Below are 20,665 nucleotides of genomic sequence, written 5' to 3'. Positions count from 1 at the left end.
ACGACGTAAAGTTTTGTAACAATGCCGCTTTTCAATGTCCCTTCCGCCTACAGAAGCTGCCAACACTCAGTCAGCTAGAGCAGAGTAGTATTACTACTCTATTTATCAACGTAAAAGTTAAACTAAAAGTATGTTTTTATATAGTGTTATTACCACAACTTATCTAGAACTTGGTTCTGAATCAGTCAAAATATTTAAAGCCAGGTTTGGGGATTATCTGATTGATTTGAATGCTGTGCCGCAGGTGTTGGACGAGGAGATGGTGCTGACGTTTTGATCCAATAACTCAGCCTCAGTTCGGGGTTTTGTAAAAAGCTATCGCCGATGGGTTTCCGTTTTTTCGTGGATCGGTTCAACGAGTTTTCTCTGTTTGAGCCGTTTTAAATAAAAAGGAGATAAACGCTCAAATCATTATCTAGCAAGGGTTTAAACTGTTACTTTGCGACTGATGTCACCTTCGCTATTTCTGGGCCTAATTAACAATTAGGTATCTATTTTCAGTTCGGTTAAGCCAAGCTCTTACCGACACAACCATAACCCCAACTTCATCAACAGCACGTCTTAGCGTTGCTTCATTTATACTCAATTCTTTAGTCCAATAACGAACCTCATACGGTTCGTTGAGATTAATTCTATTTGGGTCTTCAGGGCCTTTACGGTTCTTATCGTCTGACATTTTTTGGTCTTGATAAATTTATATTTCTATTCTAACACAGTTTTTTCAACCTTCCAAGCTGACTGACCCCAAATTTTACCGGCGCGGGTAAACCGGAAGTTTCCGCGTTCAAACTGTTCTCCCTTGGGCTTAATTCCTACCTGTTCTGCAATTTTAGAACTGGGGAGAATCGCCGATGCCGTGCGACTCATCAAACAAGCTCAATCGGTGAGACAAGGGGTACAGCCGAGATACCTGCATTCCGAGGACGTGATATTAAGAAACGTAACAAATAAGCCCCTAAGTAGCTTTCGAGGAAGCTTGCAAGCACAAAAGCATCCTAAATTGGCTGACTATTCAACCAAGTTTGAGAAGGCAGAGTATAAGTTATACTCTGCCTTCGTACAGACCCCGAAAAGCGGAAATCTTTTACTGCTAAGTATTTCTACAATTTTCCCGCCTAGGACTCAGAAGTGCGGAGGCTCGGTCAGGATAAAAACGTTTCTTAATATCACGTCCTATTTTACAAGTATCTCGGCTGTACCCCATATACAATCGTCCTAAATTTTTTTAATTTAAAAAAATTTAGTGCTACAAGTGTTACAATAGACGGATTGTTTCGTAAAAATTAAATGAGCGAAGAATTGCTGAGACCTGGTCAAATAACCCCCGTAAGCGGTCAGTATGAAATCATAGGTCCGCGCGGAGGTAGTACGGGACAAGAAATCACTTCTGTCAAAGGTAAACCCTTGCCCCCTACCCCAGAACCAAATCAACTATTAAAGTTGGTCGATCCAACTAAACACAAAGGGAAGTAAGAACCTTCCTTAAGCGTTAAAGGCTCATCAGTTCACTCCTGGTGAGCCTTTATTAATTAATACTTTATCCTTTTTTAATAAAGTTCGACTAAATAAAATAAAGAAATGTAAACAAATCACTCATAAATCATCAAAACATCTGGTGTGCTTATTCTCAACAAGCAGCCAGTCAGTATCAATAACGTGGCTTTTTAAGTTGTCTGAAAGCTGGATTAGATGCACAGAGGGAGATTCAAGCTCTAAGTCGTTATAACACTATTTCCCAGCCTAAGCCCTGTAACCCTTGCTGCTACATCAGGATATCCACATATCCTGACCCTAGGTTTAAAAGTGCTATGGCTAGGCGGGGATAGAGACATATTTTTGTCTTAATTATCTTAACTGCCTTGCATCCTTTTCTCATTCATGCTAATATTTCACTTATAAATTTATTTATTTAATTAATTCGAAAAAAAAATGACAGTTAATGGTGAAAGATTTTTTAATGAACTACTTCCTGCCGCTATGTTAGAAAATCCTCAACATTTCAATGGAATAGGCTACCAGTACACGTTTAGAATTACTGGTCAAGGTGGTGGTGAATGGTGTGTTAACGCTTCTAACTCCGGCCCGTTTGTAAGGCAAGGCGATTTAGGTAACTCCGATTGCAGTATGACAATGAGTGCTGAAGACTTTCAACAATGTTGTCAAAATCCTAATAATTTTGTAGCATTAAATTTTAGTGGAAGAATGGAAGGAACGGGTAATCCGATGGCAGCTAGGGAAGTGTATAGAATTTTCAACCTTGGCAATTCCTGGAGTTTAGACTAATGTCACAGGTAGTTTCATTGATTTGATGCATTGCTTTTCTGGTACTTCGTCAGCATAAATTCATAAACAGAGCTAAGACTGGGAGCAGCGACAAATCTAGACTTATGGCAATGGTGTCTTACCGTTTATGGCAATGGTGTCTTACCGCCATCAAATACAAGCGGTAAATATTTAATTATATAACCGCTCGTACTAAAACCATTTATAGGAATGGTTAACCTCGTTATTAATTGTTTTGGGTTCTGCAATCTAAAAAGATACTAGGTTTTTACTAACCATTTATAGAAATGGTAAACCTACGTTTGTTAATTCAACCAACAAATCGAACAGATGACGGACTAATCTCAATGGGAAAATCAGCGAGCTTAAGCTTAAACAGACGCTTAAGAGTAGCATTCTGACTGTAACCAAACTGATAACAAAGCTCATCAAGAGTAAAAACCTTTGAGCTGAACTCCAAAAAATCCGCTATCCTCACAAGTTCTTTACAGACTGGAGTAAGTAAAGGAAAAGCCCTCACTTTAACATCAGCATCTAAAGACCTAAAAAACAAAAGAGATTTGACCTCATTTATGACAGGGGCGAAATGAGCAGTCGTACAGAAACTTACGCTAAGGAATTGATTAGCCGTTTTGAATATTGCGCTCGCCTCTTATAAACCTGTACCAATTGATCTGTCTGAAATTTAAAAGCCTCAAATCCTTACTGTGCTGTACAAAAAAGCTGTACCAAAAAACCTATGCTCTAATTGGTACAGCTTAATTTTCAATTCTTTAAGTTTTTGAGATACAAAAATAGTAGTTCCCAGAATGCTTATCCAGTAAAAGTTTCAGCCTTAGCGTAAGTTTCTGTACGACTGCTCATTTACCCCCCTCTAGGCAAATGGGAAAGCGGCGAGAACAGCAACTCAGAATTAATCAGCAACGGACGTTGGCTGATGATTTTCGAGATGTAGATAGCGGTAAGTCTTTTTTTGGGGTTGTATTAGACAGTATGTTTTCTTCAGGTACGGGAGTTGATACGGTGGAAGTTCCTGTGTTGGGCGATCGAGAAATTATGCACCCTCCGGTGGGGCGTTATCCGGCAGTTGTCTTAGCTTCACCTGTTACCAGTAAACCTTTTCTTGTGGAGTTGGACACGTCTGTGAGAAAGATATAGTAGATTGCAGGTGAAGGGCAGACTGTAGAAATTCAACGCGCGAAGGCGGATTTTGTTTGTATAAACCCGGTTTCAAGCGCCTAGTCTTAAAACAAGATTCCTCACCAAAGACTACAGCACAGAACCAAAAACCGGAGACTACGCGGAAACCAGAGCAACGCGAAAACCGAAGTTCCTGTAGCGATCGACCGCCGAATTCCTGTAACGAAAGGCACAACGGCAATAGAGCGCATGGCCTTTCCAGGAACCGCCACGCTGCACTCGGTTATTATCTCCGCCAGTTTCCCAAGAACTTCCGTCAGTCGGTGCGCCGTTATAATTATCGTGCCATTTATCGCTGCACCATTCGTAAACATTGCCGTGCATATCGTATAAACCAAACGCATTGGGTGGAAAACTCCCGACATCTGTTGTTTGTTGACGATAAAGTCCCTTCGGTGCAGAACCGTAGGGAGAATTGCTACCATCATAATTAACTAAATCTGGCGTAATTGTGTCGCCAAAATAGAAAGGTGTTGACGTTCGGGCGCGACAAGCATATTCCCATTCCGCTTCCGATGGTAAACGATAAGTCTTGCCTGTTTTTTGAGTAAGTTTGTGGCAGAATTCTACAGCGTCATCCCAACTTACATTTGCTACTGGACGTTTCGCACCTTTGAAATTAGATGGGTTATTTCCCATCACCGCTTGATATTGTTCATTCGTGACTTCATATTTACCCATAAAAAAAGGAGGGATATTCACATTATGCTGTGGTCCTTCATAGTCACTTCGTTCTGTTTCCGTACTGGGGGAACTCATCACGAAACTGCCTCCAGGAATTGCTACCATGTCCAAGATTGCACCGCTACCTAAATTTTCACTAATAAATTGTGCTTGATGGCGTTGACGGTTAGTTATATTACCCCGCACATCAACTGTCACCGTTTCAAATTCAAACTTTGGTAAATTTGTGATATTTTTGGGTTTGAGAGAAGAGAAAATATATTTATTGAGTGCTCCATAAATAGATACAGCTACAATACTAGACCCAGCTAATGTAAGAAAATTTCGCCGTGTTGATGGTGTTGGGGTTGGAGTTGGCTGATAAGAACTCTTGTATGCAGGTGCAGGTGTAGGAGTCGGCTGATAAGGAATTGCGGTAGGGTTAGGAGTCGGAGTAGGTGCCGGCGAACTAACAGGCTTGGGTTTGCTTGCAGGCTGCAAAGGAATTTGGGCAAAAATATTAGATTGTCCCCCTGAAATTGCCGGAAATGGATCGATTCCTGTGAGTTGTTTTTTCCTCTCACACCAAGGACAATCGCTCAAATGTCCTCCATACCGATGCTCAGAATTTACCCCACAACTCACCAAAGCTTTTTCTGCTTCATCTAATGCCTTCATCCAAGTCCGAGCATCAGGTCGCGCTTGGGGCTTACTGTGCCCATCCTCAAAACAGCATACGAGCAAGTGTCGCAGCCTCGGATGCAACACCTCAAAAGGTACTGCCCTTGGCGCAGGGCCATAAGGCACTTTCTTGGTTCCGTAGGGAAAATGCCCTGTTAAAATCCGCTTCTCCGTTGGTGGTGGTTCCCCAGTTCCTTGATACACTGCCGCAAAAGGGTGCATCCCTTCCATCAACAACTGAAAAATCAACACCCCTAACCCAAACAAATCATGTTCCGGCGTGCGGTCATAATCTGAAAACGTCTTACCCTGAAGTTCCGGGGGTGTATACTCCGCTTTCCCCACCGGACAGCGATAAACTTTGCCCTGTTGGAAATCACGAACCTGAAAGGAATCCGTATCTACCAGCGTTACCATCGCTGTGTCATAAACCAAGATATTCGACTCATTCACATCACCAATGACATACTGTTTCGCGTGTAAAGCACTCATCGCGGCTGCAAAGTTTCGCGCCGTGCGGTGCAAGGAGAGGTAATTAAAACCGAGATTTTCCTCACGGCGAGTTTTAGGGGTGTAGTAATCGTGGATGGGTCGCACTTGCTGCTTCGGCACTCGCGGCATGAGGAAGCCAATGATTTGCTGATGACCATTGATAGAAAGTAGTAAATCAACCGGCCAAGCAATCGAGACACACCCGTGAGATTTTGCTACTGAGTCATCAGGGGGGTTAGCCAGCATTAGTTGGAGTTTGTCACTATCAATATCTTTTAGCTTGTCGTCTTTATAGACTTTCGCCACCAGTGACGCATCTGGAGGGAATTCGTAAATTATCCCCTCACCACCACTAGCTATCTTAGACCCTAAAGTAATTACTTGTCCATTAGACTTACGCTTGAATTGCATACTAATCCCCACCACAACCCTCTACAATCCTAACATTTTTTTCACCTCTGCTAGCGGCACAGAAGGTCGATCTCCATCTTCCTTTTTTGCCGCCCTCAAATTCATCAAATCTTCCACATTAGCAATTAATTCTTGAAGTGATGCAAATTCTTCGTAAGGTATCACTGCAAATTCTTTTTTACCGTTTTTGGTAATAAACTGAGGATGTAACGGAATCATCTATATTTCCTTCCGTTTTGGACGCACCCCGACCAAAGAAACCGGGTTTTTACTCAGTCTACGATGCTCTAACAAAGTTTTTTCGTAAAAAACCCGGTTTCTGGAATCCCATGCTTAAGTCCAGTTTTCGATGTTTGACGCGGTGGATCACCCGAAACATCTTCCTTAATTTAAAATAAAATTCGGCTTTATACTTCCGCTGAAAAAGATTTTAAATATGGGATGCGATCGGCTTAAACTAAACTTCGTACTTCATCAAACAGAACCCCATCCGGGCTTTTGCAGGGGGACTTGTTCATCTAATTGAGAATGAGATACTCCACTCATGCTAGCTGACAGCCATTGGAACATCTCCTGAAAATTCAGCCCTGTTAACTTCATAGGTGGGCGGACGACAATTTGACTGAGGCGAGTCATATTCACCCCTTCTACACCCACAGCAAAGAAAGCAACTTTTTTTCTAGCTTCCTCATCCCGAATCCGTTGGGCCGCCCGATTGACAACTTCATTATCACTGGGTTCACCATCTGTAATCATAAATATCCAAGGGCGATAATAATTGATTGCATTTGCCTTATACGAGGCTTTTCGCGCTTGAAGAATGTCTAAAGCTTTGTCAATTCCAGCTCCCATGTAGGTTGCTCCTCCTACTTCTAGGGTTGGTGGCTGAAACTTATCGGCAGTTACAAAATCCTGAACCACCTTTACCGTACTCTCAAAAGTCACAATAGCTACTTCAACGCGCTTTTTGGTTAAGCCATCTTTATTCAGATCGTCTCTGAAGATGTGTAATCCATCATTTAAGGCTTTAATGGGTGCGCCGAACATAGACCCGGAAACGTCTAGTAACAGGATACAGGGACAGCGCGGCTCTGAATTGTCGGCAAAGTCTACGGCTTCCTCAAGTCTTCGGGATTCAGACATGGTTGTAGGATAAATATTTGAATAATATCATACCAAATTTTGGTAACTGTTCAGCTATCCGATCGCACGCTGCCGACAATTCTCATTAATTACAAGCAGGGTAAGAGCACCTCAATCATGCTTGACGAAAGCATTTGAAGATTTGTATTATATAGTCATTGTTCATCGCAGCCCGTTTAATTTTTTGTCGCAGGCTATGCTGGAAAGTTATTTCTTGGTTGATCGCATTAAGGATGATCCGTCTTACCAGAGCGAAATTATAAGGACTATTTAACGAGCGAATTTGGGATTTATCTTTATCAAAAATCACATTCAAACTCCAATGCCATTGGTTTTTAATATCTCAATTTTGACGAATAGCACAACCGTTTAGTTGAGCATTTACTGATAAAAAACTTAGGTAAAATTACACAAAATAGAGGGGTTTTGTTCCAGAGATGACGAACTTCTTCAACTATCGCAATACTGCATAAGCCTGTCCATTGCTCTTGCTGGTAAAGTTCTCCTAGTAGGGGTACAGCCGAGATACTTGCAAAATAGGACATGATATTAAGAAACGTAACAAATAAGCCCCTACGTAGCTTTCGAGGAAGCTTGCAAGCACAAAAGCATCCTAAATTAGCTGACTATTCAACCCAGTTTGATAAGGCAGAGTATAATTGCTAACAGTCAACTACTAAACTACCATCGCCAGCCTTTCAATTCTTTCCAATAGCAAGCGAGTGCGACCTGAAATTTTAGCAACGGGTGAGAGGAAAGCAGGCGCGATGGAGCACAGATTTGCAAGCTCGGCTCGAAACCATTCTGATAAAAATGCTTTCACTTCTTCGTCAGCTTGCTGCACTTCCTCGAACAAACTAGAACGCCCGTCCAGCAATGCCACAATGTCTTCAATATCAGAACTAAAATAAAAGTTACCCCCACCTCTACCAATGAAAGCTTCTATTTTGGAAGCGAGGAGATAAGGCGTTGAAAAAATTAGGATTTGCCTACCACTTGGAAGTTGGTAACGAATAGAATGAGTAATACCAGGTTTGTACCAACGATTAGAAAATCCCAGTACCGACTCATCGCACGGCATGACATCAATGGAAATTTCCTCGTAGTGCCAGCGACACAGAGGTGCGCCTGATGCTGTACTTTCTTGGAGTCCAAGGGTTCGCAACAAGTCTGATAGTTGGTAGTATTCAGCCCTGGATGCAATTTCGACGACGCAATCAACATCATCGGTAGGTCGAATGTCAGGGGCCGCAGCTTCATCCAGGTAAAGCGATATGGTTGCCCCTCCTGTGAAGACGAGGGTAGTGGGTACCGTCGAGAGTACCCTGGCAACTGTTTCTAGCATCAATATCTGCGGGTTCATAGGGTAACGAGCCTGTTTTCAAGTTCGCTAACCGCCAAACGCTGTTCTCGCACTCGACCTACTCTCAGCGCATCAATCAGGCTAAGCAAGGCGTAGAGTTCTGGATCGTTTTTAGCAGCTTGGGGGACTGAACGGTACAGAGGCGCGATCGCCTGCCCTCTGACGACTCCTTGAGGGTCAGGCCAGACATAAACCTCAGACGGTGAGGCAATCAGCTTGCTTTTCAACGGCTCAGCCGAATGCGCCGTTGGCAGTCCCCGACTTAAGGGGCCTGGCTGGGCGTAGAATACATAGCGCAGCCCGTGAACTAAGAACTCTAGCAGGGCTTGGGTCAAAATCCTGCGATTTTCGCCATCATAGAGGCCTGCTGCTTCACATCGAGCGAGCGCACTATGAACTTCTGAGGCACTCATACCCAAGCTTTGAGCGAGGGTGCTGTAAGTCCAGGTTGCTTTTTCCCAACTGTGGACTTTGAGTATGGCAACGATATCTTGCGGTTTGAGCATCGCTTTATGGGTAGGCTCAGCCAGCCTTGGGCATCGCTTTCTTTCCTTTATTCTACATTCGCGAATAGCGAATAATCGAGATGTGGCGACTTTAATTTAATGTTCGGCGCTCGTTGAAGGGCGTGAGTTATTTCGGGAGTACAGCGATAGCTTGTGCCTGACAGGACGTTGTAGGAGCGATCGCACCATCCACTTCATCCATTTGGCGATTAATTTCTTTAGCAGTATAAATATATCTCTGAACATTGCTATTGCTACACCTTACTTCTGGTTTCGAGGTGAGGTGGATATCGGTTCTTAGTTTGAGATTGGAGGATAATTTCTGCTCAATCAAGAAAATCAGTCTCTACAATATATACTTGTTTCTATTGGTAGGGCGATCGCTTGTTTGCACGTTGCAGATTTTGCTGGAAAATGGCATGGGAAACACGGGTTAGCGCGATTTCGTTATAGTTCAGTATCAAAACAGCAAGCTCATAAATAATAGAACCGATGCTGGCACAAACCCTCCGCGATTGGCGATCGCTTCAGTTGGTGCGATCGCGAGTGATTGGCATTGATTATCGGTCAATTTGACCTAATTGTTTTCCCTATTCGCTCCCCCGCATTTGCGGGTAATCATTGGCGATTGTTTCAGTTGGCGCGATCGCAGGAATTGGAATCAAAGCTTACCCGATAGTAGTTCTAGCAGTAACTATAGCTGAAAAGAGCATAAACAAACAGGCTCAACCCAACCACTAAGAGTCAATATTCAGGTTATCCGTTGGAATACTGCATCGAAAAGTATTTGTTGAGCCGGCTAAGTAGGTGTGCAGAATTAATTACACAATATTTCTACTGAAACCCTTGCCTAGCAAGGAGTCTTTATGTAATTAATTTTGTGTGGTTACTTAATTCTGCTAAAACTACGAGGGCGATCGTTCGTCTAATTGAATTTTTGTTCAATACTGAGCGTGTTGTGGCTCTACCATACAAACGTTCCTCTTTATTTGAGAAGTTTTTTATATATTGGTATAAATATATATCTGAACATTGCTATTGCTACCAGTGAGCTTTGCTTTTTGTGCAAGCTTCTTATCTGGCATAAGTTTGAGTTCTCATGCGGTTTTTGTTGCTAACAAGCCCCCAAATTCAGCTAACAATTAAGCTGAGCTTGCACAAGTTTACTCGCACATTCTCAGAAAAAACAGCCAAAAACAGCCAAAAACTCACGAAAAATCAGTCCTAAAAAGTTAATTTTGAGGTTTTTTCCTGTCCCGGTACACTTAATATCAATTTAACAATTTAACAGCAAACTCTACACTCCTAATTCCATGAATTGTAGCAGAGGCTCAAAAGTGGTAGCATTTATAGCAAGCTGTACTTTCACAATTGAGCAAGCAAAACTAATTGAAAAGCTGTTAAGACTGCCTAAAAAATAGCGGCCTCGTTATTAGCCATTCAGCTATTGCATATTAATGTATCGGACAAAGGCGGTAGCGTTTTTCTAACAAGAGTTGCAGTTCAGTTTGTTTGCTAGATTGAAGGCAGTGCTACCGTACTTTTGTACAAAAAAAGCAAGATGTCTCAGTAATTTTTTGCTGCCAGAATGCTAATAGCGTTACTTCGGCAAGCCAGTGAAATTTGTAGTCAAAGCAAAAGCCGCCACAATAGTATGAGCAATCGGCACAGTTGAAGAGCGGGTAAAACCAAGCCTTTTGAAACACTTGGCTAACATCGCATCAGTGGTATTGATTGGGAGGCACAGTTGAAGAGCGGGTAAAATTAAGCCCCTTGACACCCCAGCCCTAGTTTTTAGGTAGTTGTGGCGATAGCTGCTTCGATCGATTCAAAGCCTAACCTTTGTGGTGATTTGAATTGTTTTGACTTTAAAAACTACAACTCGCGATTCGACTCCGCTGCCCTTACTCGAACATCCGAATCAGCCTGCAAGTCGCTACCACTGGCTCACCATTGATGCTATCAATCCAAGTACACTTTGACCAAAACAATGCAGGAAAATCGCACTTACTCATTCACAATTTTTCGCTAAAATTTGGGAGGAAAAAAGAGGAGAAACCAGCACAGTTATTACTCGTTACACCTCGTAATTCCTACTTTTTCGGTCACAATCAGTATAAATACTTATCAGTTTTTGTAAAGAATTGTTGCTTTTGACGCGATTTTTGGTAATTTAGACCCTTCTGAATCCTCCTCAATCCTCGTAGTTAGTACCCTAGTCGCATAGCAAGCCATGTCAAATAGACGTTATAGGGGGTAAAATTGAGCACTCTTTGCAAATTAAGGGTTTTTGCAAGATTGCTATGAGAATTGTTGGTAGGCAGGACTGGCGCTCACGCACACGACAACAGCCAAGGCAAGAAAGTTTGATGGGGCAGTTTGGACAAGGATAGAACTGTGCTCCTGCCAGTCGCTCTTGAAGTCAGGAGCGAGCCTGTTGGTGTACAGGGCAGCCGCCTTTACGAAGGAGCATTGCCGGGCACGACACAAGCCAGTTGGTGCAGTTCGGCATTGGTGGCGAATGCCCGACGCGAGCGCGCGCCCGCTCTCCTGTTTGCAAGCGAAGCAGCCGGCTGATGGCTATGATCATCGCGAGGGAATCGTTCGTTCGATAGCCAGCAAGAGCGCGATCGCCTTGCACTTAGGATTCCCCATTCATAAGGGTGCATCGTTTTTATTTAAAAGTAATAAATAAGGTTTTGTACGGACAAAAACATTGCTTGCTACCGAGAGAGAACAACTATAACCAGTCCCAACAGGTCAAGACACGAACAGCACAAAAAAGCAGTAATTTGGCAGGAAATTGCAGGCATTTGCAGGATATTTTCAGGTAAATGCAGGTAAAGTGCACCCCCTGCAAACGCCTGACTTTATACTGCACTTGCCTGACTTTATACTGCACTTGCCTGACTTTATACTGCACTTGCCTGACTTTAGCTGACGCAACAATTAGTGATTTTTTAGCGTTTTTAACAAAAAGTGAATTGATTTAATAATCAAGTTACAGTATCTAACTTGAATTAAAAATCAAGTTAAGCAAGTGTGAGAAAATTGGCAACACAGCAGCCGTTATGTCAGCCTTGACAGTCGGGTGAAATATTATTGTCGGGCCCGCGCTTTGCAATCGGCTAAACTGTTATTGCCCGAGCGAGCTTGACAGTCGGATAAAAATTTACCGCCTGACTCGGTTTACAGTAGTCGCTCGGTTTACAGTAGTCGCTCGGTTTAGAGTAGTCGCTCGACTTCCACCTATTAATGGCGGTTATAATTCTCCACGTTATTAATACAGGCAGTAATCTCTAGGCGTAAAGAGCGATCGCTAATACATTCCCACAAAAAATTAGTTCGCCGTCCTGTCCCATACCTTACCGCTCTTATTGATGTATTTGGGCTTCAGTAGCCACTCGCGAGTCGGAACTGATTCCATATCAACAGGGGTTGAACTGTGGGTAAGCAGTATGCTCAATATTGATGGGGGTGGATAGTTTTCTCTGCACACATTAGTCACGGTTTGTGATCACAAAAACATTGCTTGCTACTGAGAGAGAACAACTATAACCAGTCCCAACAGATCAAGACACGAACAGCACAAAAAGGCAGGAAATTGCAGGTGTTTGCAGGATATTTTCAGGTAAATGCAGGTAAAATGCAGCCCCTACAAATACCTGCAAACGCCTGACTTTATACTGCAAACGCCTGACTTTATACTGCAAACGCCTGACTTTAGGGCACACAAAAAATCAGCTAATTTTTTTGGTGGCGGCTTCGATCGACGGTGCGAGTGGCGAACAGATAAGTCTGCTGGCGGGCGATCGAGTTACCGCATCAAGCCGATCACCTGGTTCATTCCGTGTCAGCACGAAGAAATCAAAAAACGGGGCAACGATCGGCAATCCGCTTGAACCGGGCAAATTCTGTCGCGCCGACAACCGCCAGAACATCGGCGGTGGGTTGTGGGTTAAGCTAGGACACTTTTTTGCGACATCGAGGTGCAACACGCGCCATCGTGATATTGCTGGATTTTGCGTACTTGCAAAGGAATTTTTGACGGTTGTCCAAGTACCCCCAAATTCCACGCGACAGCATTAATGGAGTTCGATCGCACGCGCCAAGGCTTAGGCTCCAGTCTCGCCCGGAAAGTACCTTGCGTTTTGCACAGTTGAGCAAACAATGGGTCGGCGTCAAGTTTGTCAAAAACTTCCGCCGCATCTTTTCCCCGCGCATCCCAAGTCCGGGACAATTCAAGCAACCTAAGCCCGTTTTTCGTTTTATAAACCTGAAAAGCCAGCCCCGAATACTTGGTGAATGCTTCAATCAAATTCACAGCCGATTTGATATCCCCGCCGAATCGCGATCGGCAACTCATGTCCTCCCCCTCGATGTCGATATCCACAAACATTACGGAAGGGGAATTAAGTACCAGAACCCCGTAAGAGTTTCGAGTTACGATACCCCCGCCAACACGCTGGATGATCGGCTCCATTAAAGTGTCATACTCCCCAGAGAACGTGACATTGTACCAGGTACTACCCATCCCAAAAATAACGCCCTCTACCACGAGATTTTCCTGTTCCGACAGGTACGGAAATCGTGAGAGCAAGTGCTTTTCCAGCAACGATAATTGCGGGTTCCACTTGATCACTGATTCAGGATTGAGATTCAAAACCACGCCCTCTACTACATCCTTAACTTGCTCAATCGCCCGTCGTTTATCGCGCTTGGACGGCAGAATATCGGGAACTCGACAGGCGGCCACCAATCTCCGATTTAAGACCGTTAATTCCTCCCGCAACTCCCCCACGTTGGGCAATTCCGTCTCGTACTCAGAAAGAGTTCTAAACACAGACACGGGAGATTCTAATTTTTCGAGTTTTTGGTTAGCGATTGCGATCGCCAGTTTTGCTTGCGAGATTTGATACGCACGATTGTTTGTGAGGCGGTCGGTTGCCAATTGGATCAACGTTTTGCTTGCAAACAGGTAAGTGCGATGGAATTCGAGAAAAGTTTTCATGGGGTAACTCAAGTATTTGGGTAAACGACGGGTGTGGGGAGTTCGCCTAAAAGCCACAGTCAAGGGAATCTATCAAGCCTTCGCCGTGTTTTAGTTGCCACAATTCGCCTATCCGATCGCGCACAATTGCGTCCTCAGTCACTAGCCAAGCGTTTATGGTGGTGGCGTCGTATTTAGTCCCCGGTGCTTGCCAGCCAAACATCTGGGTGAGTAGGTTTTGCAGTTGTTCGCCATAAAATTCGTCCCACCAAACTGTTGCAATTTCTCGCAATATTTCGGCATCGGCGGGGGCGATAATTTCTGGCTCTGGCACGGGTTGGAGGGGGTTTGGTTCTTGCGGATTGTCGCGAGCGGCCATCGGCTTCGCCGTCAGTTCCGAGAATATTGCTTGCTCCGAATCGGTCAAAGCGGCCCAAACTTTCTCGCGGTTGGCAGCTCCCCTGGTACAGACATCTTTAAGGATTGGCAGAATGTCTGCCGCTGCCCGTCGTGCAGATTCGGGGTCGGGTTCTGCCGTTGCTATCCGAATCATGTCCAGCAGGTTGAGTTCATCTTCGTTGAGTTCAGAGTGCGGGGTTTGACGGAGTTTGTGCGGGGTTTGTGCGGGGTTTGTTGCGGGGTTTAAATCTTCTACTGGTAAGGGTTCTGGTATTTTGACGGGGTTGACGGGGTTCAAACCTACTTTTTCTATTTCCACTGCTTCTGTTTCCTGGTTCGTCTTGTGGCTTTCCTCGTGTGATGCAGAAGTTTCGGTTTTATTTGGAATGTTTAAAGGGTCTAAACCCCGCAAATGGCTGTAATTCCCGTCTGGCAAGGATTCTGAACCCCGTCGTAACCCCGTCGTAACCCCGTCAAACCCCGCATCATTGGTAGGAGAATCTTCAGGGATAAGTGCCGAAAGTACATCAGAATGAGTGGGCGATGTTTCCCCTTCGGTGCGAAGTCTTAGTCCTTCAATCCAACTGCGACCACGGGAACGCTGCCACTTGACTCCAGTGAGTTCAAGGTAATCGTTGCAGAGCTCCGAGAGCATCTTTGGATACTTGATATGAGAAACTGCTTTGAGGTTGGAGTCGCACCAATTCTTGTAATGTTCGTAAATCTTGCCCGTAGGTGTCGAGGCAGTCGGGTCTACAATCAAGCAATCATCAAAGTGAGCTGCAACGCTGTTGGTTTGCAGCTTCATGTCCCATTCTTCGAGCTTGAATTCTGCAATCTGATTTTTGCCTACCCCTTGAATGCACTCGGTAACTGTGCTGTCAGAAAGGCTAAGAGCCACGGCAATGAGTTGAGAGATTTCTTCATCCATCTCCGCTTCAATGTTTGAATTTCGCAACACCGCTGGTAAGGGATTGTCGAAGTGAACAAGACACAAACGGCGGTCTAAACCAGTTGTATCGCCTACGAAAATCGGGTTGTTACTTCCAATGATTAGTAAGCCGTAGAAAAAAGCATCAGAGGCTGGTTTATATACCTCCCGGTAACTGACGGCATCGCCACCAGTCAAGGACAATATCGCATCTACACCCAAAGCAGTGCGCTCATCTGGACAGGCTACCAATTGCTTGTCGATAATACTGGCAATTGTTGAGCCGTCATCCATATTTTTGAGTTTGCATCCTTTCCAATTCTCTCGACCTACTATTTTTTGAAGTAGTCGAATAAATGTACCCTTTCCGCTCCCCGGCTTACCGATTAAGTGAACGAGCATCTGCAAGTCAAAAAATCGAAACTTAAGCAATCCGTTGATGATTGCCAACAGTTTGAGGATTTTCTTGCGGTTGCCCTGCATTGCCGTATTCATCCATCGGTAAACCTTCGGGCAGTTTAGTTTTAACGTCTCCAACACCTCGCTGCTTGTACTGCCTGTGAGAGGCTTGTATTCATAAGGAAGGTGTGAAGTAAATCCCATACCCGGCGAGTGGTCTAAGCGTGTAAACCTGCTAGCATCGAGCACGTAATTATTGAAATTGATGTAACGCTTCCTGTCCCAAGTTTGCCAGCGAGCAACCCTCAGTCTTTTGGTTAAAAGTTTGAGTACGTCAGTTAAGTAGGCGTCCCCGCTGTAAGGAATATTTTTGGCATCAATTACGGTCATTAGTAGAGTTTCAAAATTGCCTATTTCGATTTTCTCCCATTCTTTGCCAGTCCATATTCGCCAAGCTTTTTGTTCATTGTCAAATTTCCAGTGATGCCCGTATTCTTCGGCTATTTGCGCTGCTGTTTCGCGGGGGGTAATAGGTTTAGTTCTGTCCTTTCCATTTTCGGCATCACTCTCTTTCTCGCCAAACAGTTTTGCTTTGCTGAGGATTGCTCGGAATTCCTCAATCCCTTTGTGCTGAATAAAATCATCCATGCCTTTAGTATTTTTCACCTCGCCGGACTCAATCACTGAGGCAGCGGCCCAGGCTCCCGTGATACTTCTCACTGGCACATTGAATTTAGCCAATTGCTTAGCCAATTTCTTCTCGGCCGCCCGCACATTTGGATTTGTGGCCGCATCGGCATCAAAGCCAATGATAAAGCCAAAGCCAGCCTCTGCGAGCTTTCTCAGCGCGGGTACTAGAAATCGCTGATTTTCGGGGTCGCGGGCTTTACCTGTGAGGCCTTGCTCTACTCCCAGCAAGGAAATTGTGGGGATGCCATTTGAGCACCCGGCAAGGGCTTTAAATACTCCCTCAGTAAGGAGAATATAAGGCACATCATTGATATAAAAAGCTTCTCGCTTTAGGGCTTCAATCTCCCAGTAGAGCGGGTTGTCGGGGGATGGGGGGACAAAAGCATCGAATTCTCCGACTGACGTTAAATACTTTGGTGGCTCCTTCTTGCCTCGCTTCGGCTCCCGGATATCCGGTCGGTATTGTACTTGCCCATTTTGCCCTATGAACAGGATGCCCGCCGATTTTGTCGAAATCCCATAGAGCGAAGCTTGGGCGATGCTGGCACTGAAGCTGCATTCGCGGGCCCAAGGATTGAGTAAGCCTCTGCCTGCGATGTGGGCTTCATGTTCGGGGGTGAGGAATTTTTCGCCGATGCTGCATAGCGTTCCTAATCCCTTCAAATCCGGCGTGGATTGCGCGGTATCAAGTCCTTGGCTTTCTTGTGTAGATTGTGTGGTACTCATTACACCGCACCCCCGATCGCAGCTTCAAAACCGACCGCAGAAAATTCCCGGTTAGTTGTCGTATTTTGCGGGGAATATAGTGAAATTGAGTTACAGCCTAGGTTTGAAGACTTTTTGAAGCTATGAAAGCTATGGGTGGTGTCAGAATTCTGGGAACGTGCGATCGTACCGCTACAGCTAGCCAGCAAGTTAGCACGAAGGCTAGCATTAACCGCCACCTCGCCAATGGGGCGCGTGTTTCTTGAAACCAGGTGTGACATAATATTGGTAAGAGCCGCCCTTTATTGCGGTGTGATTCCTAACTTTGTTTTAAAAACCCGCCAAGATTTTTGTTGGCAAAGTTAGGGTGTATAAAAAATCGTAAAAAGCGCTGAAAAGCTTACGCTGCCAGCGCTTCTTCGTTGTGTTCGTGCGAATTAGTGCCGTTCTCTCCGTTTTCTGCTAGCAACTGGCAATGTTTTTTGGCGTGCCGAATGTAAAGTTTTAAAGCTTCATTGATAAAGCCAGAGCGAGACTGGGAAAAATATTCGGCATAGGTATCGCAGTTGGCGACAACTTCTGGTTGCAGCCAAACTGCAACTTGTACTTTGTTTTCCGAATAGAGCATACGGTTTGCCTCAATAATCGATCAGCAAGTAAATAGATTCTAGCACCTGAAAGTCAGTTGCGATCGAACCGTGTATTTGGGCAGCAAAACAGGTGCAAACCTTACTGGCTGGATCGTCCAGCTCCCCAAAAAAACTTGTAAGAGTTCTTGCATAAACAGTTTGGACTGTGAAGAGAGGACGAACAAATATCAGTTATTCGCAAACGCAAAGATGGTTCGGAAATTTGAGTAAAAGTACGGGGCAACCGATGGTTAGCAAGCAATTTTGACTTATTTACGACTTTACGCAAAGTGGTAAATTTTACGCAAAAAAACGGCAGCTTGAACTATTAAAAACAAATAAATTCCAATAAATTCAAGTAAATTCAAGCCGATCGCCCGCAACTCCCCGCAACTCTCCGCACCGCCGATCGTCCGCGCCGCCACAACTCCCCACGGGCGATCGATCCAGTCTCTAGTTCGGTTCGGTTGGTGGCAAGTCAGCGCGAAAAATCTGTTCGGCTGTCAACTTCAGTTGTGGGAAAGTTAGCGACTCAATCAGGTCATCTCCCCGAAACTGGCTGATTTGATACTCGCCGTCAACCAACTGGTAAACCGAGAGAGTGGGTTGTTTGGGATTGCCAACGAACCGCCGGCCACCCAAAGCAGCATAGTCAACAACCCAATATTCCGGGATACCAAATTTTTCATAATCGGCAAACTTGAAATGGTAATCATCCTGCCAATTAGTGCTAACGACCTCTACAGCAAGCCGTACAGAAGACCCCATCGTGATGATAGATTCTCTATCCCAGCGCGGTTCGTTTGCGATCGCCACTTGGTCTAAGACAATTACGTCGGGCTGATAACCTGCCTCATCACGAATGGGTTTAAGCAGACAGTCACCGGGGATAAAGTAAGGCAATTTCAGTCGCCTGATTTCTGCACTGATCTCATCCCTGGTAAAACCTGTAACACGGGAATGGGGGCCAGTTCCTAAAGGCATTTCGACAATTACTCCTTTGTGTAGCTCGTAGCGGCGGACTGAGTTCTCTGGATACCAGGCCGCGAACTCGTCAAATGTGACTGTCTTGGTTTGGGTTTGGATCATGGTTGCCTGTTTCCTTTGCTAGACATCTGCTAAATAACTGCTAGACATCAACTAGCACCTTTACTAGCCTTACTCCGCTTAGCTTTCGCTGCTGTGGTCGGTTTTACTGTTGTAGACGCGACAGGTACTGTCTGCGAGTCTTGGGCGTTGTGTTCTCTTCGTTCCTCCAGCGCTTTTTTGACAAAAACCAGAACTAATTGAGGGATGGTGCGGTATTCGGAATCCGCCCATTCTTTTAGCTCTGCATACTCGTCATCATCAAAACTGATAGTAGTCCTAGGTCGCTTGGTAGTCATGGGATGGCGTGATATATATCCACATTATCCGCAAAAGTCTACCGAGATAAAGAGTTACTACCGTTTACATCACTCTTGACAAGTGATGTAAGCAGAGACTAAGATAGCACACATAGCGAATCGATTCCAAATCGATTCCGAATTGATTCTCCCAAAGCGGGCAAAACTATGAACCTTGAAAACCAGACAGTGATTGATGTAGAGGTTGCCGAAATCGATACTCCTGAGCCAGAATCGATTGCGATCGAACGTTGGTACTCGGCTGCACAAGTACAATCGATTCTTGATTTGAGCAAGTCGGGGCTGCAAAAGGCGATCACCAAACTACAAGATATCTACGGCATTGAGCTTAAAGCCTTACGCCGTGGGGAAGCGCGAGCCACCCAATACTCTGAGTTTGCTCTTAAAGCTTGCAAATTGCTCAACGCTGGCAAACTCAGCGAACTGCGGAAACTGGTAGAAGCGACACCGATCGCACCGACTGCCGGATCACTGACAATCTCGGAATACACGCCTGCACTCGATCGACGGATCACCCAATTGAATCAGAATGCAAATTCTGCCTCCGCATCTTTGAATCAAAATGTGCAGCAGCTTCTAGCTCAAATTGCTTCCGAAAATCAGGCGGCCGGGCAGCGCGACGCTGACTTGGACAATGCTGAAATCAACGCCGCGCAAAACCGTGGAGCTGCACGAGCTCTCGCAGTGTTTCAAGCTGAACAGAAGGCACAAGCTGAAGTTCTGGCACAACTGCGGGCGATGAAATTAGGAGGAGCTGAATAATGGCTTTTTTTAAAGTGAAAGTGCAGCGGGAGTGCAACACAACAAGGCACTTTAATGTTGTTGCAACCCGCCCCCAGGAAGCTCTACAGGCTGCTGCATTACAGCTAAGAGATGAAGGTGTAGCGGATGCGAAAAGCATTGAAGTGATTGGTCAAATTAGTAGTTTGAGGGATTAAAAAATGGTACGAATCATCAATGGCGTGGTGTTTGAGGACGGAAAACCGGGAAAACGGGTTATCAATACTAACGGCGGAAATTACGTCGAGAAAATCGAGGGTGATTTTATCGCTGGCAGAGTTATCAACCATAAGCCATCGCCAACTCCAACACGCAAGGATTTGTCGAAAGACGGTGATGATGCAATTGACGTGAAATCTGAGGAGGTTTAGGCGATGCTTGATGATGACAAAGACTTCGACAAAAACCTGACAAAGATAATGGTTGGCGGTGCGTTATTGACCAATGCTCTTGTCTTTGCAGTTGGCTTTGACACAGGCTATCAATCGGGCGCAAAACGAGTTCCAGAGCCGACAATAATTCACGGCAACGTGACTATTAACAACAGCATTAATCTGAATTCAGATGATGCTGGAAGCGTTTCTAAATAGGAGGGCTTGAGCAATGACCAAAGTTTTTGAAATTACGCCTGAATCCAACCCCGAAATCTGGGCAATGTTGCAGCCCCCTGTTACCGATGAGCCAGAGCCGGAGTGCATCAATTGCGATAACCTCGGATTCCCGGAGTGCCAATTTATGGCTGTTGGACTGGATTTGGCAACGGCGATCGAACTTTCGGAAAGCTGGCGACGCGGGGAGTTGTTGCCCGTTATTGGTCACCCGGCGGGCGATCGAGTATCTGACAAGCTCAACCAAATGACACATCAAAGCCAGCCGATCGCCCTGAGAAAGTAAATCGGCTGGCCGCGTAAATCATCCCCTAGGGCGTCGGTTCAGTATTAGGAGTTGACAAAAAAAGGAATTTATGAAATTAGCCAGTGCATGAGTTCGAGTC

22 protein-coding genes are annotated in these 20,665 nt (G+C 44.9%); 10 read left to right on the top strand and 12 right to left on the bottom strand.

Going from position 1 to position 20,665, the window contains the following annotated elements:
• Window positions 1-130 precede the first annotated feature (130 nt).
• Entirely contained in the window at window positions 131-277 is a 147-nt protein-coding gene (locus QUA54_RS28380) for a hypothetical protein (protein ID WP_333417717.1), read from the top strand.
• Window positions 278-472: 195 nt separating this feature from the next.
• On the opposite strand, the gene QUA54_RS28375 is transcribed toward QUA54_RS28380, so the two are convergent.
• Entirely contained in the window at window positions 473-676 is a 204-nt protein-coding gene (locus QUA54_RS28375) for a DUF3606 domain-containing protein (protein ID WP_333417715.1), read from the bottom strand.
• 26 nt (window positions 677-702) lie between these two features.
• The gene (locus QUA54_RS28370) at window positions 703-867 is read right to left on the bottom strand and encodes a hypothetical protein (RefSeq protein ID WP_333417713.1); all 165 of its coding nucleotides are present in this window, start codon (window positions 865-867) and stop codon (window positions 703-705) included.
• A 1,062-nt stretch (window positions 868-1,929) separates the two neighbouring features.
• Between QUA54_RS28370 and QUA54_RS28365 the strand changes: the two genes are divergently transcribed.
• Together QUA54_RS28365 and QUA54_RS28360 are read left to right on the top strand one after the other, a co-directional pair.
• Window positions 1,930-2,283 (top strand): SCP2 sterol-binding domain-containing protein, encoded by a 354-nt coding sequence (locus tag QUA54_RS28365; protein ID WP_333417712.1) that lies wholly within the window; start codon window positions 1,930-1,932, stop codon window positions 2,281-2,283.
• A gap of 882 nt (window positions 2,284-3,165) precedes the next feature.
• Entirely contained in the window at window positions 3,166-3,441 is a 276-nt protein-coding gene (locus QUA54_RS28360; protein WP_333417710.1) for a hypothetical protein, read from the top strand.
• Window positions 3,442-3,579: 138 nt separating this feature from the next.
• Here the strand turns inward: QUA54_RS28360 and QUA54_RS28355 are convergent, their stop codons facing one another.
• The 5 genes from QUA54_RS28355 to QUA54_RS28335 form a co-directional block, all read right to left on the bottom strand.
• A complete protein-coding gene (locus QUA54_RS28355) occupies window positions 3,580-5,730 on the bottom strand; it encodes an SUMF1/EgtB/PvdO family nonheme iron enzyme (RefSeq protein WP_333417708.1) in 2,151 nt (716 codons plus the stop codon).
• 21 nt (window positions 5,731-5,751) lie between these two features.
• Entirely contained in the window at window positions 5,752-5,949 is a 198-nt protein-coding gene (locus QUA54_RS28350; RefSeq protein WP_333145826.1) for a type II toxin-antitoxin system prevent-host-death family antitoxin, read from the bottom strand.
• Window positions 5,950-6,204: 255 nt separating this feature from the next.
• A complete protein-coding gene (locus QUA54_RS28345) occupies window positions 6,205-6,873 on the bottom strand; it encodes a VWA domain-containing protein (RefSeq protein ID WP_333417706.1) in 669 nt (222 codons plus the stop codon).
• 676 nt (window positions 6,874-7,549) lie between these two features.
• A complete protein-coding gene (locus tag QUA54_RS28340) occupies window positions 7,550-8,236 on the bottom strand; it encodes a hypothetical protein (RefSeq protein WP_333417704.1) in 687 nt (228 codons plus the stop codon).
• Window positions 8,233-8,742, bottom strand: coding sequence for a hypothetical protein (locus QUA54_RS28335; protein ID WP_333417702.1), 510 nt, complete (start codon window positions 8,740-8,742; stop codon window positions 8,233-8,235). Before QUA54_RS28335 ends, QUA54_RS28340 begins: the two co-directional genes overlap by 4 nt.
• Before the next feature lie 3,635 nt (window positions 8,743-12,377).
• Here QUA54_RS28335 and QUA54_RS28330 point away from each other — a divergent pair.
• The gene (locus QUA54_RS28330; RefSeq protein ID WP_333386854.1) at window positions 12,378-12,644 is read left to right on the top strand and encodes a hypothetical protein; all 267 of its coding nucleotides are present in this window, start codon (window positions 12,378-12,380) and stop codon (window positions 12,642-12,644) included.
• Between the two features lie 56 nt (window positions 12,645-12,700).
• Here QUA54_RS28330 and QUA54_RS28325 read toward each other — a convergent pair whose 3' ends face one another.
• Both QUA54_RS28325 and QUA54_RS28320 read right to left on the bottom strand, forming a co-directional pair.
• Complete coding sequence (locus tag QUA54_RS28325; protein WP_333386851.1) at window positions 12,701-13,753, bottom strand: hypothetical protein; 1,053 nt, start codon at window positions 13,751-13,753, stop codon at window positions 12,701-12,703.
• Window positions 13,754-13,799: 46 nt separating this feature from the next.
• Entirely contained in the window at window positions 13,800-16,877 is a 3,078-nt protein-coding gene (locus tag QUA54_RS28320) for a DUF3854 domain-containing protein (RefSeq protein WP_333417701.1), read from the bottom strand.
• A gap of 122 nt (window positions 16,878-16,999) precedes the next feature.
• On the opposite strand from QUA54_RS28320, the gene QUA54_RS28315 reads away from it, so the two are divergent.
• Complete coding sequence (locus QUA54_RS28315) at window positions 17,000-17,122, top strand: hypothetical protein (RefSeq protein WP_333417700.1); 123 nt, start codon at window positions 17,000-17,002, stop codon at window positions 17,120-17,122.
• A 134-nt stretch (window positions 17,123-17,256) separates the two neighbouring features.
• On the opposite strand, the gene QUA54_RS28310 is transcribed toward QUA54_RS28315, so the two are convergent.
• From QUA54_RS28310 to QUA54_RS28300, 3 genes are all read right to left on the bottom strand, one after another.
• The gene (locus QUA54_RS28310) at window positions 17,257-17,484 is read right to left on the bottom strand and encodes a hypothetical protein (protein ID WP_333417698.1); all 228 of its coding nucleotides are present in this window, start codon (window positions 17,482-17,484) and stop codon (window positions 17,257-17,259) included.
• Between the two features lie 454 nt (window positions 17,485-17,938).
• On the bottom strand, window positions 17,939-18,574 hold the full coding sequence (locus QUA54_RS28305; RefSeq protein WP_333417696.1) for a Uma2 family endonuclease: 636 nt from the start codon (window positions 18,572-18,574) through the stop codon (window positions 17,939-17,941).
• Window positions 18,575-18,621: 47 nt separating this feature from the next.
• Entirely contained in the window at window positions 18,622-18,870 is a 249-nt protein-coding gene (locus QUA54_RS28300; protein WP_333417694.1) for a ribbon-helix-helix domain-containing protein, read from the bottom strand.
• Between the two features lie 168 nt (window positions 18,871-19,038).
• Here QUA54_RS28300 and QUA54_RS28295 point away from each other — a divergent pair, with 168 nt between their 5' ends.
• From QUA54_RS28295 to QUA54_RS28275, 5 genes are read left to right on the top strand one after another with little or no spacing between them, the layout of a single operon-like run.
• Window positions 19,039-19,653, top strand: coding sequence for a hypothetical protein (locus QUA54_RS28295; RefSeq protein WP_333417692.1), 615 nt, complete (start codon window positions 19,039-19,041; stop codon window positions 19,651-19,653).
• Window positions 19,653-19,829 (top strand): hypothetical protein, encoded by a 177-nt coding sequence (locus tag QUA54_RS28290; RefSeq protein ID WP_333417691.1) that lies wholly within the window; start codon window positions 19,653-19,655, stop codon window positions 19,827-19,829. The genes QUA54_RS28295 and QUA54_RS28290 overlap by 1 nt, the downstream gene beginning before the upstream one ends.
• 3 nt (window positions 19,830-19,832) lie before the next feature.
• The gene (locus QUA54_RS28285) at window positions 19,833-20,042 is read left to right on the top strand and encodes a hypothetical protein (protein WP_333417689.1); all 210 of its coding nucleotides are present in this window, start codon (window positions 19,833-19,835) and stop codon (window positions 20,040-20,042) included.
• Window positions 20,043-20,045: 3 nt separating this feature from the next.
• Window positions 20,046-20,261, top strand: coding sequence for a hypothetical protein (locus QUA54_RS28280; RefSeq protein ID WP_333310215.1), 216 nt, complete (start codon window positions 20,046-20,048; stop codon window positions 20,259-20,261).
• Between the two features lie 13 nt (window positions 20,262-20,274).
• On the top strand, window positions 20,275-20,565 hold the full coding sequence (locus tag QUA54_RS28275) for a hypothetical protein (RefSeq protein ID WP_333417687.1): 291 nt from the start codon (window positions 20,275-20,277) through the stop codon (window positions 20,563-20,565).
• Window positions 20,566-20,665 lie beyond the last annotated feature (100 nt).

Source organism: Microcoleus sp. MOSTC5, from assembly GCF_036701825.1.
GTDB classification, from domain to species: domain Bacteria; phylum Cyanobacteriota; class Cyanobacteriia; order Cyanobacteriales; family Microcoleaceae; genus Microcoleus; species Microcoleus asticus.
The sequence above is the reverse complement of the archived record's forward strand: the minus strand, read 5'-3'. Positions and strand labels throughout refer to the sequence as shown.

Excerpts from the sequence above, each read along its gene's own strand:
- QUA54_RS28350 (WP_333145826.1), bottom strand. The coding sequence starts at position 5,949 with ATGATTCCGTTACATCCTCAGTTTATTACCAAAAACGGTAAAAAAGAA.
- QUA54_RS28345 (WP_333417706.1), bottom strand. The coding sequence starts at position 6,873 with ATGTCTGAATCCCGAAGACTTGAGGAAGCCGTAGACTTTGCCGACAAT.
- QUA54_RS28330 (WP_333386854.1), top strand. The coding sequence starts at position 12,378 with ATGCAGGTAAAATGCAGCCCCTACAAATACCTGCAAACGCCTGACTTT.
- QUA54_RS28360 (WP_333417710.1), top strand. The coding sequence starts at position 3,166 with ATGGGAAAGCGGCGAGAACAGCAACTCAGAATTAATCAGCAACGGACG.
- QUA54_RS28375 (WP_333417715.1), bottom strand. The coding sequence starts at position 676 with ATGTCAGACGATAAGAACCGTAAAGGCCCTGAAGACCCAAATAGAATT.
- QUA54_RS28325 (WP_333386851.1), bottom strand. The coding sequence starts at position 13,753 with ATGAAAACTTTTCTCGAATTCCATCGCACTTACCTGTTTGCAAGCAAA.
- QUA54_RS28310 (WP_333417698.1), bottom strand. The coding sequence starts at position 17,484 with ATGCTCTATTCGGAAAACAAAGTACAAGTTGCAGTTTGGCTGCAACCA.
- QUA54_RS28355 (WP_333417708.1), bottom strand. The coding sequence starts at position 5,730 with ATGCAATTCAAGCGTAAGTCTAATGGACAAGTAATTACTTTAGGGTCT.
- QUA54_RS28365 (WP_333417712.1), top strand. The coding sequence starts at position 1,930 with ATGACAGTTAATGGTGAAAGATTTTTTAATGAACTACTTCCTGCCGCT.
- QUA54_RS28370 (WP_333417713.1), bottom strand. The coding sequence starts at position 867 with ATGAGTCGCACGGCATCGGCGATTCTCCCCAGTTCTAAAATTGCAGAA.
- QUA54_RS28335 (WP_333417702.1), bottom strand. The coding sequence starts at position 8,742 with ATGCTCAAACCGCAAGATATCGTTGCCATACTCAAAGTCCACAGTTGG.
- QUA54_RS28290 (WP_333417691.1), top strand. The coding sequence starts at position 19,653 with ATGGCTTTTTTTAAAGTGAAAGTGCAGCGGGAGTGCAACACAACAAGG.
- QUA54_RS28315 (WP_333417700.1), top strand. The coding sequence starts at position 17,000 with ATGAAAGCTATGGGTGGTGTCAGAATTCTGGGAACGTGCGATCGTACC.
- QUA54_RS28295 (WP_333417692.1), top strand. The coding sequence starts at position 19,039 with ATGAACCTTGAAAACCAGACAGTGATTGATGTAGAGGTTGCCGAAATC.
- QUA54_RS28280 (WP_333310215.1), top strand. The coding sequence starts at position 20,046 with ATGCTTGATGATGACAAAGACTTCGACAAAAACCTGACAAAGATAATG.
- QUA54_RS28320 (WP_333417701.1), bottom strand. The coding sequence starts at position 16,877 with ATGAGTACCACACAATCTACACAAGAAAGCCAAGGACTTGATACCGCG.
- QUA54_RS28285 (WP_333417689.1), top strand. The coding sequence starts at position 19,833 with ATGGTACGAATCATCAATGGCGTGGTGTTTGAGGACGGAAAACCGGGA.
- QUA54_RS28275 (WP_333417687.1), top strand. The coding sequence starts at position 20,275 with ATGACCAAAGTTTTTGAAATTACGCCTGAATCCAACCCCGAAATCTGG.
- QUA54_RS28340 (WP_333417704.1), bottom strand. The coding sequence starts at position 8,236 with ATGAACCCGCAGATATTGATGCTAGAAACAGTTGCCAGGGTACTCTCG.
- QUA54_RS28300 (WP_333417694.1), bottom strand. The coding sequence starts at position 18,870 with ATGACTACCAAGCGACCTAGGACTACTATCAGTTTTGATGATGACGAG.
- QUA54_RS28380 (WP_333417717.1), top strand. The coding sequence starts at position 131 with ATGTTTTTATATAGTGTTATTACCACAACTTATCTAGAACTTGGTTCT.
- QUA54_RS28305 (WP_333417696.1), bottom strand. The coding sequence starts at position 18,574 with ATGATCCAAACCCAAACCAAGACAGTCACATTTGACGAGTTCGCGGCC.